The sequence below is a fragment of the Pseudomonas vanderleydeniana genome, assembly GCF_014268755.2.
Lineage (GTDB): Bacteria > Pseudomonadota > Gammaproteobacteria > Pseudomonadales > Pseudomonadaceae > Aquipseudomonas > Aquipseudomonas vanderleydeniana.
Genome location: NZ_CP077093.1, coordinates 5,355,148 through 5,371,723, shown reverse-complemented (window position 1 = coordinate 5,371,723; position 16,576 = coordinate 5,355,148). Strand labels below are relative to the sequence as shown.

Annotated in this window: 18 protein-coding genes; 5 read left to right on the top strand and 13 right to left on the bottom strand. The window is 64.8% G+C overall.

Going from position 1 to position 16,576, the window contains the following annotated elements:
- Positions 1 to 71: 71 nt before the first annotated feature.
- Positions 72 to 962 (top strand): pseudouridine synthase, encoded by an 891-nt coding sequence (locus HU752_RS23905; protein WP_186681323.1) that lies wholly within the window; start codon positions 72 to 74, stop codon positions 960 to 962.
- Here HU752_RS23905 and HU752_RS23900 read toward each other — a convergent pair.
- The 3 genes from HU752_RS23900 to mobA form a co-directional block, all read right to left on the bottom strand.
- Positions 946 to 1,419, bottom strand: coding sequence for a type II 3-dehydroquinate dehydratase (locus tag HU752_RS23900; RefSeq protein WP_186681322.1), 474 nt, complete (start codon positions 1,417 to 1,419; stop codon positions 946 to 948). The two genes, HU752_RS23905 and HU752_RS23900, sit on opposite strands and share 17 nt — an antisense overlap.
- A gap of 150 nt (positions 1,420 to 1,569) precedes the next feature.
- Positions 1,570 to 1,791, bottom strand: a complete 222-nt coding sequence (locus tag HU752_RS23895) for a YgdI/YgdR family lipoprotein (RefSeq protein WP_010447001.1) — start codon at positions 1,789 to 1,791, stop codon at positions 1,570 to 1,572.
- Positions 1,792 to 1,855: 64 nt separating this feature from the next.
- Complete coding sequence (gene mobA / locus HU752_RS23890) at positions 1,856 to 2,455, bottom strand: molybdenum cofactor guanylyltransferase MobA (protein ID WP_186681576.1); 600 nt, start codon at positions 2,453 to 2,455, stop codon at positions 1,856 to 1,858.
- 108 nt (positions 2,456 to 2,563) lie between these two features.
- Here mobA and moaB point away from each other — a divergent pair, with 108 nt between their 5' ends.
- The 3 genes from moaB to HU752_RS23875 all read left to right on the top strand — a co-directional run bounded on the left by moaB (position 2,564) and on the right by HU752_RS23875 (position 5,802).
- Positions 2,564 to 3,103 carry a molybdenum cofactor biosynthesis protein B gene (moaB, locus tag HU752_RS23885; protein WP_186681320.1) on the top strand — a complete coding sequence of 180 codons (540 nt, stop codon included), beginning with the start codon at positions 2,564 to 2,566 and terminating at the stop codon, positions 3,101 to 3,103.
- Between the two features lie 22 nt (positions 3,104 to 3,125).
- A complete protein-coding gene (locus tag HU752_RS23880; protein WP_186681574.1) occupies positions 3,126 to 4,313 on the top strand; it encodes a molybdopterin molybdotransferase MoeA in 1,188 nt (395 codons plus the stop codon).
- A gap of 340 nt (positions 4,314 to 4,653) precedes the next feature.
- Positions 4,654 to 5,802, top strand: a complete 1,149-nt coding sequence (locus tag HU752_RS23875) for an acyl-CoA dehydrogenase family protein (protein WP_186681318.1) — start codon at positions 4,654 to 4,656, stop codon at positions 5,800 to 5,802.
- Between the two features lie 12 nt (positions 5,803 to 5,814).
- On the opposite strand, the gene HU752_RS23870 is transcribed toward HU752_RS23875, so the two are convergent.
- Together HU752_RS23870 and fnr are read right to left on the bottom strand one after the other, a co-directional pair.
- Positions 5,815 to 6,363 carry an adenine phosphoribosyltransferase gene (locus HU752_RS23870; protein ID WP_186681316.1) on the bottom strand — a complete coding sequence of 183 codons (549 nt, stop codon included), beginning with the start codon at positions 6,361 to 6,363 and terminating at the stop codon, positions 5,815 to 5,817.
- A 58-nt stretch (positions 6,364 to 6,421) separates the two neighbouring features.
- Complete coding sequence (fnr, locus tag HU752_RS23865; protein WP_186681314.1) at positions 6,422 to 7,156, bottom strand: fumarate/nitrate reduction transcriptional regulator Fnr; 735 nt, start codon at positions 7,154 to 7,156, stop codon at positions 6,422 to 6,424.
- 155 nt (positions 7,157 to 7,311) lie between these two features.
- On the opposite strand from fnr, the gene HU752_RS23860 reads away from it, so the two are divergent.
- Positions 7,312 to 7,851 (top strand): hypothetical protein, encoded by a 540-nt coding sequence (locus tag HU752_RS23860; RefSeq protein ID WP_186681312.1) that lies wholly within the window; start codon positions 7,312 to 7,314, stop codon positions 7,849 to 7,851.
- Here the strand turns inward: HU752_RS23860 and hemN are convergent.
- The 8 genes from hemN to HU752_RS23820 form a co-directional block, all read right to left on the bottom strand.
- A complete protein-coding gene (gene hemN, locus HU752_RS23855) occupies positions 7,844 to 9,226 on the bottom strand; it encodes an oxygen-independent coproporphyrinogen III oxidase (protein ID WP_186681310.1) in 1,383 nt (460 codons plus the stop codon). The genes HU752_RS23860 and hemN overlap by 8 nt on opposite strands.
- A gap of 305 nt (positions 9,227 to 9,531) precedes the next feature.
- Positions 9,532 to 10,215, bottom strand: coding sequence for a sulfite exporter TauE/SafE family protein (locus HU752_RS23850; RefSeq protein ID WP_186681308.1), 684 nt, complete (start codon positions 10,213 to 10,215; stop codon positions 9,532 to 9,534).
- On the bottom strand, positions 10,208 to 10,426 hold the full coding sequence (gene ccoS, locus HU752_RS23845; RefSeq protein ID WP_186681306.1) for a cbb3-type cytochrome oxidase assembly protein CcoS: 219 nt from the start codon (positions 10,424 to 10,426) through the stop codon (positions 10,208 to 10,210). The genes HU752_RS23850 and ccoS overlap by 8 nt, the downstream gene beginning before the upstream one ends.
- A gap of 22 nt (positions 10,427 to 10,448) precedes the next feature.
- Positions 10,449 to 12,899, bottom strand: coding sequence for a heavy metal translocating P-type ATPase (locus HU752_RS23840; RefSeq protein ID WP_186681304.1), 2,451 nt, complete (start codon positions 12,897 to 12,899; stop codon positions 10,449 to 10,451).
- A gap of 238 nt (positions 12,900 to 13,137) precedes the next feature.
- The gene (locus HU752_RS23835) at positions 13,138 to 13,677 is read right to left on the bottom strand and encodes a FixH family protein (protein ID WP_186681303.1); all 540 of its coding nucleotides are present in this window, start codon (positions 13,675 to 13,677) and stop codon (positions 13,138 to 13,140) included.
- A gap of 11 nt (positions 13,678 to 13,688) precedes the next feature.
- Positions 13,689 to 15,104, bottom strand: a complete 1,416-nt coding sequence (ccoG, locus tag HU752_RS23830) for a cytochrome c oxidase accessory protein CcoG (RefSeq protein WP_186681301.1) — start codon at positions 15,102 to 15,104, stop codon at positions 13,689 to 13,691.
- A gap of 312 nt (positions 15,105 to 15,416) precedes the next feature.
- The gene (gene ccoP / locus HU752_RS23825) at positions 15,417 to 16,391 is read right to left on the bottom strand and encodes a cytochrome-c oxidase, cbb3-type subunit III (RefSeq protein ID WP_186681299.1); all 975 of its coding nucleotides are present in this window, start codon (positions 16,389 to 16,391) and stop codon (positions 15,417 to 15,419) included.
- Positions 16,388 to 16,573 (bottom strand): CcoQ/FixQ family Cbb3-type cytochrome c oxidase assembly chaperone, encoded by a 186-nt coding sequence (locus tag HU752_RS23820; protein WP_026145428.1) that lies wholly within the window; start codon positions 16,571 to 16,573, stop codon positions 16,388 to 16,390. The genes ccoP and HU752_RS23820 overlap by 4 nt, the downstream gene beginning before the upstream one ends.
- Positions 16,574 to 16,576: the final 3 nt, after the last annotated feature.

The window sequence follows — 16,576 nt, the reverse complement described above, 5'->3', positions numbered from 1 at the left end:
GCACGATCGATTGACGGGACGGCGGGGTCTTGCCGGATAATATCGGCCCAGCCCGCCGCTCGAGCCCCGTCATGTCCGCTTCACCGTTCAATGCCGCTGAAAACCAGGCCAGCACCCTGTACCTGCCACCGGGCAACTGGCCGACTGTGCTGGATTGCCTGTGCGGGCACTTTCCGGCCATCGGGCGCGAGCAGTGGCTCGACCGGATCGCCCGCGGGCGGGTACTCGATGCCCAGGGGGCCCCGATCACCCCGCAACTGGCCTATCGCGAAGGGTTGAAGATCTATTACTTTCGCGAGGTGCCGAACGAGGTGCCGATTCCGGTCACGGAGACGATTCTGCATGCTGACGAACACCTGGTGGTGGCGGACAAGCCGCATTTCCTGCCGGTGACCCCGGCCGGCGAGTACGTCGAGCAGACCCTGCTGCGCCGGTTGATCCGCCGCCTGGACAATCCGCACCTGGTCCCGCTGCACCGCATCGACCGGCACACCGCCGGGCTGGTGCTGTTCTCGGCGAACCCCGCGACACGCTCGGCCTACCAGTCGCTGTTCCCGACCCGGCAGATCGACAAGTATTACGAGGCGATTGCCCCGGCCCTGCCCGAGCTGTCCTTCCCTCGAGTACACAAGAGCCGGCTGGTCGACGGCGAGCCGTTCTTCCGCATGTGCGAAGGCGAGGGGCCCAGCAATACCGAGACGTTGGTCGAGGTCGCCGAGAAGAACGGCGAGCTCTGGCGCTATGCCCTGTCTCCGGTGACCGGCAAGAAGCACCAGTTGCGGGTGCACATGGCCGCCCTGGGGGCCGCGATCTGCAATGACCCGTTTTATCCACAGGTGCTCAAGGACGCCGAGGATGACTACGCGAACCCGCTCAAGCTGCTGGCCAAGGGGCTGCGTTTCGTCGACCCGGTGACCGGGCAGGAGCGCCGGTTCCAGAGCGAGATCAGCCTGCGCTGGTAGCCCTTGGCATCCGGCTTGGCATGCGGTGTGCCGCGTTCACCACCGCGCGCAAGCCGAGCAGGTAGCTGTCGACCCCGAATCCACAGATCTGCCCCATGCTGACGTCGGCCAGTACCGAGGCCTGGTGCAGGGTTTCCCGGCCGTGGATGTTCGACATGTGCACTTCCACCACCGGGACCCTCAGGTCCGCCAGGGCATCGCGGATGTCGTAGCTGCTGTGGGTCCAGGCCCCCGGGTTGATCAGCACCGCGTCGACATGGTCGCGGGCAGCCTGCTGAATCCGTGCGCACATCGCTCCTTCATGGTTGGTCTGGTAGCTGGTGATATCGATCTCCAGCTCCCTGGCCAGTTTCAGCAAATGGGCATCGATCTGCCTGAGCGTGATACCGCCATGGCGGATCGGTGCGCGTTTGCCGAACAGGTCGTGATTGATGCCGTGGAGCATGAGCACTTTCATGGTTCGTCTTCCGCAAGCGAGCAGGCCCCGATAAGGGGGACACCTACAGAATAGGCTGGGTCGGCGCTACCTGCCCGGTGCCGGATTTTCTCGTCGTCGGAAACGACAAAGCCCGCGCGGGGCGGGCTTTGCGGGGGACTGCAAAAGGGCTTACAGCTCTTTGACGGTACGCACCTGATCCTTGTTGATACGGGTGTTCTTGCCGTCCAGTTGCTTGAACTCGTAGAAGCCCGACGATGAATCGTACTTCGGAGTGTCCACCGCCTGGATTTCACGCCCGTCGTTCAGGGTAATCACGGTCGGCGTCGAGCAACCGGCGAGGGTGGCCAGGCCTACAGTCAGCATGAGTGCGGCGAGGGTCCGTTGGGTCATGGTGCTTCTCCAGAAAAAATACGGATGGATTACTGGTAGGACGCCTGTATTTTCGGCAAGTTCCTTACGGCTGTCCATCGAGGCGGCTGTCGCAATGCTGAAGCAACTGCGGAGTGTTGAGGTTGGCCAACCTCGCGTCGCCTTCCGGGCACTGCAGGGCCTGGGCCTGTAACGGTAGCATGATCTGGCGCGGGCTGCGTTCGCCGGCTGCCCAGGCGCTTTCGAAGATCCCCGCCAGGGCGACGGGGATCACGCAGAACAGCGGCTCCCAGTGTTCACCCTGACGTACCATCAGCGGTTGTCCGGGGTGCGCGCCGGCTTGTTCGAGCATGTCCAGCAGCAGCGACCGGTCGACCTGCGGCGCATCGCAGGGTAGCACCAGCAGGTGGGGATGGCGTGCCACCGCGAGGCCGGCGCGAATCCCGGCCAGGGGGCCGGGGAAGTCCCTGCTGTCGTCGCCTACCAGGCGATCGGCATAGGCCGCATAGCGGGCCTGGTTGCGGTTGCAGGAAATGATCAGGTCGTCGGTCAGGGGGCGCACCGTGGCATGCAGGTGGGCGATCAGTGGCTGGCCGCGAAAGGGCAGCAGGCCCTTGTCCTGGCCACCCATGCGTTGGCCCCGGCCGCCGGCCAGGAGCAGGATGGAGAAGTCGGTCAGCGGCATGCAGGTCTCACAGGTGTCGGTCATGACCGCACTTATAACAAGCAACGCTGTGATATAACACCGGCCTGTTTCCCCTTCAACATTCTCCTGGAACATTGGACCGAGCCTATGAAAGCCAAGGCCGATACACCTTTCGTACCGCTGAACATCGCGGTCCTGACGGTCAGTGACACCCGTACCTTCGAAACCGACACTTCCGGGCAGGTCTTCGTCGACCGCCTGACCGCCGCCGGCCACCGCCTGGCCGAGCGCGTACTGCTCAAGGACGACCTGTATCGCATCCGTGCCCAGGTCGCCACCTGGATCGCCGAGGATATGGTCCAGGTCGTGCTGATCACCGGCGGCACTGGCTTCACCGGCCGTGACAGCACACCCGAGGCGGTCGCCTGCCTGCTGGACAAGCAGGTCGACGGTTTCGGCGAGTTGTTCCGGCAGATATCGGTGGCCGACATCGGCACCTCCACCGTGCAGTCGCGGGCCCTGGCCGGCCTGGCCAATGGCACGCTGGTCTGCTGCCTGCCCGGCTCGACCAACGCGGTACGTACCGGCTGGGACGGCATCCTCGCCGAACAACTGGACTCGCGTCATCGTCCATGCAACTTCGTCCCACACCTGAAACAGGCGGCGCCTTGTGAATCCCGCGGGTAAGCCGGGCAAGGGCGGGGCGCTGATGCCGGTCGAAGCGGCCTTGGCCCGGTTGCTGGAACTGGCCGGGAGCGCACCGATTCGCGAGGCCGAGCGCCTGCCGCTGGCGGCAACCGAAGGCCGGGTGCTGGCCGAGGACCTGGTGTCGAGTCTCGACCTGCCGCCGTGGCCCAACAGCGCCATGGATGGCTATGCGCTGCGCCTGGCCGACTGGCAGGGCGAGCCGTTGCCGGTCAGCCAGCGGATTTTCGCCGGGCAGGCTCCGCAGCCGTTACTGCCCGGAACCTGTGCGCGGATCTTCACCGGCGCGCCGGTACCGGCGGGTGCCGACTGCGTGGAAATGCAGGAAAACGCCGAGTTGCAGGACGACCAGCGCGTGCGTTTCACCCAGCCATTGAAGGCGCAGCAGAACATTCGGCCCCAGGGCCAGGAAACCACGGTCGGTGAGTTGGTGTTGCCGGCGGGAACGCGCCTGGGCTCGGTGGAACTGGGACTGGCCGCTTCGCTGGGTTGCGCCGAGCTGGCAGTGATCCGTCCGGTGCGGGTCGCGGTGCTGTCGACCGGTGACGAACTGGTCGAGCCGGGCCAACCGCTGGGGCCGGGGCAGATCTACAACAGCAACCGGGTCCTGCTCTGCAGCTGGCTCAAGCGCCTGGGCTGTGCGGTCGTCGACGCCGGCATCCTGCCGGATGACCTGCCGACCACTCGCCAGCGCCTGGCAGAGCTGGGCGATGTCGACCTGATCCTGTCCACCGGTGGTGTTTCGGTCGGCGAGGCGGACTTCCTTGGCATCGCCTTGCGCGAAGAGGGTGAGCTGGACCTGTGGAAGCTGGCGATCAAGCCGGGCAAGCCACTGACCTTCGGGCATTTCCGTGGTGTGCCGGTGATCGGACTGCCGGGTAACCCGGCGTCGACCCTGGTGACCTTTGCGCTGCTGGCGCGTCCCTACCTGCTGCGTCGCCAGGGCGTCCAGGACGTCGAGCCATTGCGCTTCCAGGTGCCGGCCGGCTTCGCCTGGCCCAAACCGGGCAACCGCCGCGAATACCTGCGGGCGCGGATGGAGAATGGCCGGGCGATCATCTATCGCAACCAGAGCTCTGGCGTGCTGCGCAGTGCGTCCTGGGCCGAAGGGCTGGTGGAAGTGCTGGAGGGCACGACGCTGGCCGAAGGCGACTGGCTGAATTTCATTCCCCTGAGTGAAGTGCTCGGCTAGGTGCCTCCAAGAGCTTCGTGGGCAAGCCACGCTCCTGCAAGGTGCGCATCTTCGTAGGAGCCGGCTTGCTGGCGATCCGCCAAAGGCGGCCATTCAAACAAATCCATGGTGTCTGCCACATCGCTATCGCCAGCAAGCGGAGCGCCGCCCGGCCGTCTCCCACCGTGACCGCGCCCCTCTGTAGGAGCGTGGCTTGCCCGCGAATAGGCCCTCAAGTCTTGCCCACAACCATGGAATCTCCCACGGGAGCGAGGGCGCTCTCAAGACGCCGCCCTGCAAGGGGCTTGAAAACCAAGCAAGCGCTAGGTAAGTTCTCTGGGTCTTCCCAGGGAGCTCGTCCATGTCTGCCTTTCAGGAATACTTCGATCCCAGTCACCAGTTGATACGTGACAGCGTCAGGCGTTTCGTCGAACGGGAGATCCTCCCGGACATCGAGCATTGGGAAGAAGCCGAAGGCTTTCCCCGCGAGCTCTATCTCAAGGCCGGCGCTGCCGGCATCCTCGGCATCGGCTATCCCGAGGCACTGGGGGGCAGCCATGAAGGTGACCTGTTCGCCAAGATCGCAGCCAGCGAGGAGCTGATGCGCTGTGGCTCCGGAGGCCTGGTGGCGGGCCTCGGCTCCCTGGATATCGGCCTGCCACCCATCGTCAAGTGGGCCCGCCCCGAGGTCCGCGAACGGGTGGTGCCGGCGGTGTTGGCCGGGGAGAAGATCAGCGCCCTGGCCGTGACCGAGCCGGGCGGCGGTTCGGATGTCGCCAACCTGCAGACCCGTGCCGTGCGCGAGGGTGACTGTTATCACGTCACTGGCAGCAAGACCTTCATCACCAGCGGCGTGCGTGCCGACTATTACACCGTGGCCGTGCGCACCGGGGCGCCGGGTTTCGGCGGCATCAGCCTGTTGCTGATCGAGAAGGGCACGCCGGGTTTCATCGTCGGCCGGCAACTGAAGAAAATGGGCTGGTGGGCATCGGACACCGCCGAGTTGTTTTTCGACGACTGCCGGGTTCCGCTGGGCAACCTGATCGGTGTCGAGAACATGGGTTTTGCCTGCATCATGGGCAACTTCCAGAACGAACGCCTGGCCCTGGCGATCATGGCCAACATGACTGCCCAACTGGCCCTGGAAGAAAGCCTGAAGTGGGCGCGAGCACGCGAGGCCTTCGGCAAACCGATCGGCAAGTTCCAGGTGATTCGACACCGGCTGGCCGAAATGGCGACGGCGCTGGAGGTGTCACGCGAGTTCACCTATCGCCAGGCGGCGAAGATGGCGGCGGGGCAGAGTGTGGTCAAGGAAGTGTCGATGGCGAAGAACTTCGCCACCGACACCGCCGAGCGGATCACCCACGATGCGGTGCAGATACTCGGCGGCCTTGGCTACATGCGCGAGAGCCTGGTGGAGCGCTTGTATCGCGACAATCGTATTCTCTCCATCGGCGGGGGGACCCGAGAGGTGATGAACGAGATCATCGGCAAGCAGATGGGGCTTTGATCCGCTGGCTGGTTACTTTTCCGACAGCGAGAACTGGGTCAGGCAGTAGGTCGGCACGTTCATGTCGTTCAGCCGCTGGGAGCCACCCAGTTCCGGCAGGTCGATGATCGCCCCGGCCTCGAAGACCTTGGCCCCCATGCGGCGGACCAGATTGGCTGCGGCGATCAGGGTGCCACCGGTGGCGATCAGGTCATCGAAGATCAGCACCGAGTCGCCTTCGCACAGGCTGTCGGCGTGCACTTCGAGGAACGCTTCGCCGTACTCGGTCTGGTAGCCCTCGGACAGCACGTCCGCCGGCAGCTTGCCCTGCTTGCGGAACAGGATCAGCGGCTTGTTCAGTTGGTGGGCGATGATCGAACCGATCAGGAAGCCACGGGCATCCATCGCACCGATGTGGCTGAAGTCGGCCTCGACATAGCGATGGATGAAACTGTCGGCCACCAGCCGGACTGCCCGTGGCGACTGGAACAGTGGCGTGATGTCGCGGAAGATCACTCCCGGTTTCGGAAAGTCGATAACCGGGCGGATCAGGGATTTGATGTCGAAGGTGTCGAAAGCCATCGTCGCGGGTTTCCTGGAAAGCTGTAGGCGCCCAGTATACCCGCGACGAGCCTCTGGATCAGCCTTCCAGCGAACCGCCGGCGAGGGCGCAGAGCTGGATCGGATCGAGAATGTGCACTTCCTTGCCCTCGGCGGCGATCAGCTCGCTGGCCTGGAAGCGGGTGAACACCCGCGAGACGGTTTCCACCGCCAGGCCCAGGTAGTTGCCGATCTCGTTGCGCGACATGCTCAGGCGGAACTGGTTGGCGGAGAAACCACGGGCACGGAAGCGCGCCGAGAGGTTGACCAGGAAGGTGGCGATCCGTTCGTCGGCGGTTTTCTTCGACAGCAGCAGCATCATCTGCTGGTCGTCGCGGATTTCCCGGCTCATCACCCGCATCAGCTGGCGGCGCAACTGTGGCAGTTGCAAGGCCAGCTCATCGAGGCGTTCGAAGGGAATCTCGCAGACCGAGGTGGTCTCCAGGGCCTGGGCTGAAACCGGATAGGTCTCGGTGTCCATGCCCGACAGCCCGACCAGTTCGCTGGGCAGGTGGAAGCCGGTGATCTGTTCTTCGCCACCGTCGCTCAGGCTGAAGGTCTTCAGCGCACCGGAGCGCACCGCGTAGACGGAGCCGAAGGTATCGCCCTGGCGGAAGAGGAACTCGCCTTTCTTCAGGGGGCGGCCGCGTTTGACGATTTCGTCCAGCGCATCCATGTCTTCCAGATTCAGTGAAAGTGGCAGGCAGAGAGGCGCCAGGCTGCAATCCTTGCAGTTGGCCTGGCTGTGGGCGCGCAGCTTCACGGGCTCGGACATTTCTTAAATCCTTGTGGGAAAACACACATAAGGCGTAAGGGTACCCCAGCAAGGGTCGTTCAGGCCAGTCTGCGCCAAAATGGCGCACCCCTACTTAAGTTGTGCGTATCAATGTCGATACAAAGTGAAATAATTCATTGCATGGAGCATTCGACATGACCGTGATCGGCAATTCCCCCTTGGCCTATGGCCTCGGCGACAGCGCTATGAGCCCGAACAGCCGTGCTGCCCTGGCAGCGGACAAGGCCGGCGCTGCGCAGCAGGACAACAACCAGGCCAAGGCAGCCGACCAGGACCAGGAAAAGGCCACGGCGCCGGAGGGCGTCAAGGTCAGCCTGTCCGAAGAGGGCAAGCAGAAGGCCGGTGATCCCGTCATGTTTGGCGTGAGCTCGGAAGAGTATGGCGACATCGAGGAAAGTGGTCTGCCGGGCAAGACCCAGTCGATGCTCAAGAACATCCGCGACCTGCAGCGCAAGATGGCGCAGTTGCGCGCCGAGCTGGAGAAGATCCGCAACGACAAGGACCTGGATCCGGAGATCGCCCAGATCAAGATCGCCAACGTCACCGCGGCCCTGAGTGGCCTCAGTGCCGCGCTGGTCAAGGCCAATGGCGCGCTGGAGAAGGTCATGGACCAGGACAACCTGCGTCCGGATGCACGCAGACTGGCGCAGCAACTGGCCAGCCCACCTAGATAACCCGCGAGAACCGCTGGCGGTTCTGCTGTTCCAGGTAGGCATCGAACACCATGCACACCGAGCGAACCAGCAGGCGCCCAGCGGGCAGGACGGTGAGCCGCTCGTTGTCCAGCTCGATCAGGCCATCGTCGGCCATGTCCACCAGGCGTGGCCAGAGTTCGGCGAAGTAGCCACGGAAGTCGATGGTGAACTGCTGCTCGATCCGCGCGAACTCCAGGCTGAAATTGCAGATGATCTGCTGGATCACCTCGCGGCGCAGCCGGTCGTCGGCGTTGCACAGCAGGCCGCGGCTGGTCGCCAGTTGCGCGCTGGCCAGGGTGTTCTGGTACTGGTTCAGGTCGCTGCTGTTCTGGCAGTACAGGTCGCCGATCTGGCTGATGGCCGAGACGCCGAGGCCGATCAGGTCGCAATGGCCATGGGTGGTGTAGCCCTGGAAGTTGCGTTGCAGGGTGGACTCCTCCTGGGCGATCGCCAGTTCGTCGTCGGGCAGGGCGAAGTGGTCCATGCCGATATAGCGGTAGCCGGCGGCGGTCAGTTGTTCGATGGTGCGATGGAGCATTTCCAGTTTGTCGGCCGGAGCCGGCAGCTCGTGGCTGTTGATCCGCCGCTGGGGCAGGAAGCGTTCCGGCAGGTGGGCGTAGTTGAAGACCGAGAGGCGGTCCGGCTGCAGGTTGATCACTTCGTCCACGGTCCGGGCGAAGTGTTCCGGAGTCTGTTTGGGCAGGCCGTAGATCAGGTCGATGTTGATCGAGCGGAACTGCAGGGTCCGCGCCGCCTCGATCACCGCGCGGGTTTCATCCAGGCTTTGCAGGCGATTGACCGCTCGCTGCACGTTCGGGTCCAGGTCCTGCAGGCCGATGCTGATCCGGTTGAAGCCCAGCTCGCGCAGCAGGCCCATGGTCGACCAGTCGGCTTCCCGCGGGTCGATCTCGATGCCATAGTCGCCGGAATCATCGTCCAGCAGGTTGAAGTGCTGGCGCAGCCGGGCCATCAGCTGGCGCAGCTCGTCATGGCTGAGAAAGGTCGGCGTGCCGCCGCCAAAGTGCAGTTGCTCGACTGTCTGGTTCGGGTCGAGGTGGCAGGCCACCAGCTGGATTTCCTGTTCCAGGCGCTGCAGGTAGGGCTGGGCGCGGCCGCGGTCCTTGGTGATGACCTTGTTGCAGGCGCAGTAGTAGCAGATGTTCGCGCAGAACGGCACGTGCACGTACAGCGACAGTGGCCGCGAAGCCTTGCGGCTGTCGCGCAGGGCGTGCAACAGGTCGAAGGTGCCGACCTGGCTGTTGAATTGTACGGCGGTGGGGTAGGAGGTGTAGCGCGGTCCCGCCAGGTCGTAGCGATGAATAAGATCAGAGTCCCAACGAATGGCGTCGAGCATGCGGGCATTCCCCCGGATTGGCTGCAATGCCTCGAGTCTAGGGGGATCGCGCAAGGGCCATGTTGATTTGTATCAACGGCGGCCCGGGCTGTTTCAGGGGTGAGGGCAACAGGCCCGCGGCAGGTTTTGGCGCGGGCTCCTGTGGCGAGCGGGCTTGCCCGCGCTGGGCTGCAAAGCAGCCCCAGGACCAGCCAGGGTGTTGTGTCAGGTAAAGAGCGGTAGCAGGTTTCAGGGGGCTGCGCGACCCAGCGCGGGCAAGCCCGCTCGCCACACAAGTATCCCAGCCTGTTTGGCCGAAAGCGGGCTCAGTGCCCCATCAGCCAATGCTGGTGCGGGCCAGGCAGGGTCCACAACCCGAACAGCATCACCAGCAGGCCGCCGCCCAGGCGCACGCTGCGTTTGCGCAGCAGGGCCGTGACCCGTTCCGCCGCCAGTCCGGTCGCCAACAGCACCGGCCAGGTGCCCAGACCGAAGGCGAGCATCAGCAGTGCGCTGTCGAGCGCATTGCCGCGGCTCGCCGCCCATAGCAGGGTGCTGTAGACCAGGCCGCAGGGCAGCCAGCCCCAGAGTGCGCCGAGCAGCAGTGCGCGGGGCAGCGTCGACACCGGCAGCAGGCGATTGGCGATCGGCTGGATCTGTCGCCAGAGGCCGCGTCCCAGGCTTTCAAGGCGGGTCAGGCCGCTCCACCAGCCGGCCAGGTACAGGCCCATGGTGATCAGCAGCAGGCCGGCCAGCACCCGCAACGCGGTCGCCGCCGGGCTGCTGGCCACTGCCCAGCCGGCCAGCCCGGTCAGCAGCCCGGCGGCCGCATAGCTGAGCACCCGCCCCAGGTTGTAGGCCAGCAGCAGGCGCAGGCGTCGTGCGCGCTGTTCCCTGGGGATCGCCAGGGTCAGGGCGCCCATCAGGCCGCCGCACATGCCCAGGCAATGGCCACCGCCGAGCAGGCCAAGGATCACCGCCGAAACCAGCAGTGGCGCCAGTTCAAGCATGAGGTGGCGTCCGCCGGTCGTGGTCGCTGGCGGTGCCGTCGGCTTCGTCGATGGCCGCCTTGTGGTTCGGATCCTGGTCGTCGAACAGGATGCTGTGGGCCGGGCCGTCGAGGTCGTCGTACTGGCCGCTGTCCACCGCCCAGAAGAAGATGTAGACGGCGATGGCGACGATCAGCAGCGCCGCCGGAATCATCACGTAGAGTGCTGGCATCTTTGCTCCAGGCCCACCCGGCTCAGGCCGGTTGCGGGCGGGTTTCGGTCAGGGCGTGGTCGGCCTTCGAGGCGGGCAGGCGAGTGAGCCGCAACGCATTCAGGACCACGGTCAACGAACTGATGGACATGCCGACAGCCGCCCACACCGGCGTGATCCAGCCGAGGGCCGCGAACGGCAACATGAGGCCATTGTACAGTGCCGCCCAGGCCAGGTTCTCGATGATTACCCGGCGGGTTCGGCGGGCCAGGTCGAAGGCCTGCACCAGGGCGTCCAGTCGGTTGGACAGCAGCACCGCATCGGCGCTGGTCTTGGCCAGGTCGGTGGCCGAACCCATGGCGACGCTGATGTCGGCGGCAGCCAGCACGGGCACATCGTTGACCCCGTCGCCGAGCATCAGCACCTTGCGGCCTTGCAGTTGCAACTGCTTGAGCACCTGCAACTTGTCGTCCGGGCCCAGGCCGCCGCGGGCTTCGTCGATTCCCAGTTGCCTGGCGACATCGGCGACCATCGGCGAGCTGTCGCCTGACAGCAGCAGGGTCCGCCAGCCACGCGCCCGGCAGGCCTCGAGCAGGTCCGGGGCATCGCTGCGCAGCCGGTCGTCGAGGACGAACCAGGCCAGCGCGCCCTGGCGATCACCCAGCAGCAGCCACTGTCCGGCAGCATCCGGCGAAGGCGGAATGGCGCAGCCACTGAGGGCGCAGACGAAGTCCGCGCGGCCGATCCGCAGGGTCAGCTCGCCGACCTGGCCTTCCAGGCCGCTGCCGGGTGTGCTCTGGACGTCCTCGGCAGCTTGCGGCGCACGGCCGAAGGCCTTGGCGATCGGGTGTTCGGAACGGTTCTCCAGGGCGGCGGCCAGGGCCAGGCAGCGTTCGCTGTCCAGTGTCCCCAGCGGGTGGATGGCGCGCAATGCGAGGCGGCCTTCGGTGAGGGTGCCGGTCTTGTCGAAGATCACCGTGTCGATCTGGTTCAGCCCTTCGAGCACATGGCCGCGGGTCAGCAGCAGGCCCAGCTTGTGCAGGGTGCCGGTGGCGGCGGTGAGTGCCGTTGGCGTCGCCAGTGACAACGCACAGGGACAGGTCGCCACCAGCATGGCGAGGACGATCCAGAATGCCCGCTGTGCGTCGACCTGCCACCAGAGCAGGCCGATGGCGGCGGCGGCGATCAGCGACAGCAGCAGAAACCATTGCGAGGCGCGGTCGGCGATTTCCGCCAGGCGCGGTTTCTCGCTCTGGGCGCGTTCCAGCAGGCGGACGATGGCCGACAGCCGGGTGTCCTGGCCGAGGGCGAGGATTTCGACCGTCAGCGCGCCTTCGACGTTCAGCGTGCCGGCAGTGACCGTATCGCCCGGGCCGCGCGGTTGTGGCAGGTACTCGCCGGTCAGCAGCGACTCGTCGATGCTCGACTGGCCTTGCAGGATCCGGCCGTCAGCTGGCAGCACCGCGCCGGGATGCACCAGCACCTGGTCGCCCAGGCGCAGTTCGTCGAGCAGGATGCGCTCGCTCTGGCCATCTGCCTGCAGGCGCAGGCAGGACGCCGGCAGCAGGTTGACCAGTTGCGCGGTGGCTGCTGCCGTGCGCTCGCGGGCGCGACGTTCGAGGTAGCGGCCAGCCAGCAGGAACAGCGCGAACATGCCCACCGCATCGAAGTACAGCTCGCCGACGCCGGTGATCGAGGTCCAGATCCCGGCGCAGTAGGCGCTGCCGATCGCCAGCGAGACCGAGACATCCATGGTCAGGTGGCGGGTGCGCAGGTCGCGCAGGGCACCCCGGAAGAACGGTGCACAGCTGTAGAACACGATCGGGGTGGTCAGGAACAGTGCGACCCAGCGCAGGATGACATGCAGCTCGGGGCTCAGGTCGATGTTGAATTCCGGCCAGGTCGCCATGGTCGCCATCATCGCCTGGAACCACAGCAGTCCGGCCACGCCCAGTTGGCGCAGGGACTTGCGGTTCTCGCTGGCCAACTGTTCGCTGGCGCGGTCGGGCTGGTAGGGGTGCGCGGCATAACCGATCTGCCGCAGCTCGGCCAGCAGGCTGCTCAGGGGCAGTTGGCTGTCGGACCAACTGACCTGCAGCCGGTGGTTGGACAGGTTCAGCCGCGCCTCGGCCACGGCCGGCAGGTTGCGCAGGTGCTTTTCGATCAGCCAGCCGCAGGCCGCGCAACTGATGCCCTCGATCAGCAGGGTGGTTTCGGCGAGCTCGCCGTCATGGCGGACGAAGGGTTGCTGCACATCGGCGCGGTCGTAGAGGGCCAGTTCATCCGGTAGCTGCACCGGTAGCGCGTCCGGGTTGGCGGAGGTTTCGCTGCGATGGCTGTAGTAGTGCTCCAGGCCGCCGGCAACGATGGCCTCGGCCACGGCCTGGCAGCCCGGACAGCAGAATTCGCGCGTCTCGCCCAGCACTGCGGCGGTGAAGCGGCTGCCCGAGGGAACGGGCAGGGCGCAGTGGTAACAGGGGAGTGGGGTGGTCATGTCGATGGGGAGATCGATTCCAGTGAAGCTTTGGTGGTGTTCAGCATCTCATTATGAGCGAGCTTTTGTGGTGAGCGGGCTTGCCCGCGCTGGGCTGCAGAGCAGCCCCAAAATCAGCTGCGCTTCGTGTCAGGCACAACGCGGTGGCAGGCTTCAGGGCCGCTGTGCGCCCCAGCGCGGGCAAGCCCGCTCGCCACAGAAGCATAACAGCCGTTGCAGGCTTACCGACTTGCTACTGTCAGTTGTCGAGGTCTTCGGCACCCTTGAGCGGTTCGTCGCCCAGCAGTACGTCGCGGTCCTGGCTGACCTGTTCTTCCTCGAACAGGCGCCAGGTCTTGTCGCCCTGGGTACCCAGCAGCTCGACGAAACGCCGGCCTTCGATCCTGTCGTTCAACTGGCCGATGTAGCGGCCCTGTTCGGTCTGGCTGCGGTTGAGGCTGACCTTGCGGTCCTTTTCCGGCTGGGTCGGCGAGATCAGGTTCAGTTCCAGCGTGGCCGGTTGGCTGTCGCCGCTCAGGCGCAGGTCGACTTCACCGGTCACTTCGTCGAAGTGCACGTTGGCGCGCATCTTCAGCGACTGGGCCAGCAGCTCGCGATCCAGCGAGCGGTTGATGCCCTTGCCGGCCTCGTAGTAGTTGTCGTTGACCAGGTTGTCCGGGTTCTTCACCGCGATGGTCACCATCGACAGGGTCAGGGTCACCGAACAGGCCAGGATGCCGATGATGATCCAGGGCCAGAGGTGCTTGTACCAGGGGCTGGTGGCGGTTGCGACGGACATGGTTGATTCCCTTAGCGGATTTGCGGGCCGATGAACCGGCTCTTGGCTTCGACGTGGACGCTGTCGTCATCGGCATCCTTGAGGATGAACTTCACCTCGTTGGTGCTCGACGGCAGTTGATCGGGAGAACTGGACAGCTCGACCGGCATGCTGAAGATCTCCCCGGCCGGCACGCGGATTTCGCGCCGCCCCTGCAGGCGCAGGTCCGGCAGGCCGGCGGCATCGAGCACGTAGGTGTGATCGCGCTGATCCTTGTTCATGATCTTCAGGCTGTAGACGTTCTCGATCCGGCCCTCGGCGTTCTCGCGATAGAGTACGCGGTCCTTGCTGACGTCGAAACCGACCAGCGGGCGCATGAGGAAGGCAGTGATCAGCAGGCTGATCATCGCCAGCAGCACTACCGCGTAGCCAATCAGCCGAGGGCGCAGCTTATGGGTCTTCTGCCCGGACAGATTGTGCTCGGTGGTGTAGCTGATCAGCCCGCGTGGGTACTCCATCTTGTCCATGATGCTGTCGCAGGCATCGATGCAGGCCGCGCAGCCGATGCATTCGATCTGCAGGCCGTCGCGGATGTCGATGCCGGTCGGGCAGACCTGCACGCACATCGTGCAGTCGATGCAGTCGCCCAGGCCCTGGGCCTTGTAGTCGGCGCCTTTCTTGCGCGGACCACGGCTCTCGCCACGGCGCGGGTCATAGGAGACGATCAGGGTGTCCTTGTCGAACATCACGCTCTGGAAGCGTGCATAGGGGCACATGTAGATGCACACCTGCTCGCGCAGCCAGCCGGCGTTGCCATAGGTGGCGAGGGTGAAGAAGCCGACCCAGAAGTACGACCAGCCATCGGCCTGGCCGGTGAAGAAGTCGATCACCAGCTGGCGGATCGGCGAGAAGTAGCCGACGAAGGTCATGCCGGTGACGAAGCCGATCAGCAGCCACAGGCTGTGCTTGCTGAACTTGCGCAGGAACTTGTTGGCGCTCATCGGCGCCTTGTCGAGCTTGATGCGCTGGTTGCGGTCACCCTCGGTGACCTTCTCGCACCACATGAAGATCCAGGTCCAGACGCTTTGCGGGCAGGTATAGCCGCACCAGATGCGCCCGGCGTATACGGTGATGAAAAACAGGCCGAAGGCGGCGATGATCAGCATGCCCGACAGCAGGATGAAGTCCTGCGGCCAGAAGGTCGCGCCGAAGATGAAGAACTTGCGTTCCGGCAGGTTCCACCAGACGGCCTGGTGCCCCCCCCAGTCGAGCCAGACCGTGCCGAAGTAGAGCAGGAACAGCAGGGCGCCGCCCGCCATCCGCAGGTTGCGGAACAGGCCGGTGAAAGCTCGGGTGTAGATTTTTTCGCGCGAGGCGTAGAGGTCGACGGTGTTGTTCGGTTTCTTGGCAGGTGGCGTAACGTCGTGTACCGGAATCTGATTGCTCATCATTGCATCCCACGGCAGGGGGAAAATGTCTCGGTCAGTACGTGCCGACCGTGATCGGGTAGCTGTCTGAAGCTTAGTGCAGTGGCTCAATGATACGCCTCTGACCCGGCCTGAAGGGTGCGACCTTTGGTCGCGTTGGGTGAAAGCCCGGGATGGTGTAGCGAATGTAACAAAGCATGACGCAGATCAATTGACTATAGGTCAAACCCGTGGCTGGAACGGTCCGATTTCGCCGCCCGTGGAGAGGCCGCACAATGAAAAGGCCCCGTCGGTCTGCACCGGCGGGGCCTTGTTCATTGCGCCAAGCCGGGCTTATTCGGCGGGCTTGTCGTTACCGTGGGACAGGCTGTAGACATAGGCGGCCAGCAGGTGGACCTTGTCATTGCCCTGGGTCTGTTCCTGGGCCGGCATCTGGCCCTGGCGACCGTAGCGGATGGTCTGTTGCAGTTGTGCGTAGCTCGAGCCGTAGATGAACGCGGCCGGGTGCGTCAGGTTCGGTGCCCCCATCGCTGGGGTGCCCTTGCCTTCAGGACCGTGGCAGGCCACGCAGTTGCCGGCGAACAGCTTCTGGCCGGCGACCGGGTCACCCTTGGCGCCTTCCGGCAGCTTGCGACCGTCGAGGTTGGTCAGCACGAAGGCGGCGACATCGGCCACGCCCTGCTCGCCGAGGATTTCACCCCAGGCCGGCATGGCCGCGTGACGGCCCTTCATGATGGTTTCCTTGATGGTCTGTGGCTCGCCGCCCCAGCGCCAGTCTTCATCGGTCAGGTTGGGGAAGCCGTAGGCACCCTTGGCGTCGGAACCGTGGCACACCGAGCAGTTGGAGGCGAACAGCCGTCCACCCATTTTCAGTGCCTGTGGGTCCTTGGCCACCTCTTCGATGGGCATGGCGGCATATTTGGCGAAGATGGGTCCGAAACGGGCATCCGAACGGGCCATTTCCTTCTCCCACTCGTGGACGCCGGTCCAGCCGGCCTGGCCGTTGGCGAAGGGGGTCTGCTTCTCGGTATCCAGGTAGTTGTAGCCTGGCAGCAGGCCTTTCCAGTTGCCCAGGCCCGGGTAGAGCACCAGGTAGCCCAGTGCGAAGACGATGGTGCCGACGAACAGCATGAACCACCACTTCGGCAGCGGGTTGTCGTATTCCTCGATCCCGTCGAAGGAATGGCCGACGGTCTCGTCGGTCTGCTCGGCGCGCTGGCCCTTGCGGGTCGACAGCAACAGCCAGGTCAGCGAGAAAATGGTACCCAGGCTCAGGACTGTGACGTACAGACTCCAGAACGTAGTCATTCTTTGTTACTCCTAGAAGCTTGCTCGACGTGCTTGATGGCTTCGGGATCGTCCGCGAAAGGCAGCAAGGTCGCGTCTTCAAACTCCGCCTTGCGCTTGGGGCTGAAGACCCACAAGGCCAGGCCGACAAAGGCCACCATCACCACGAGGGTGCCAAGGCCACGAATCATCCCGATATCCATGAA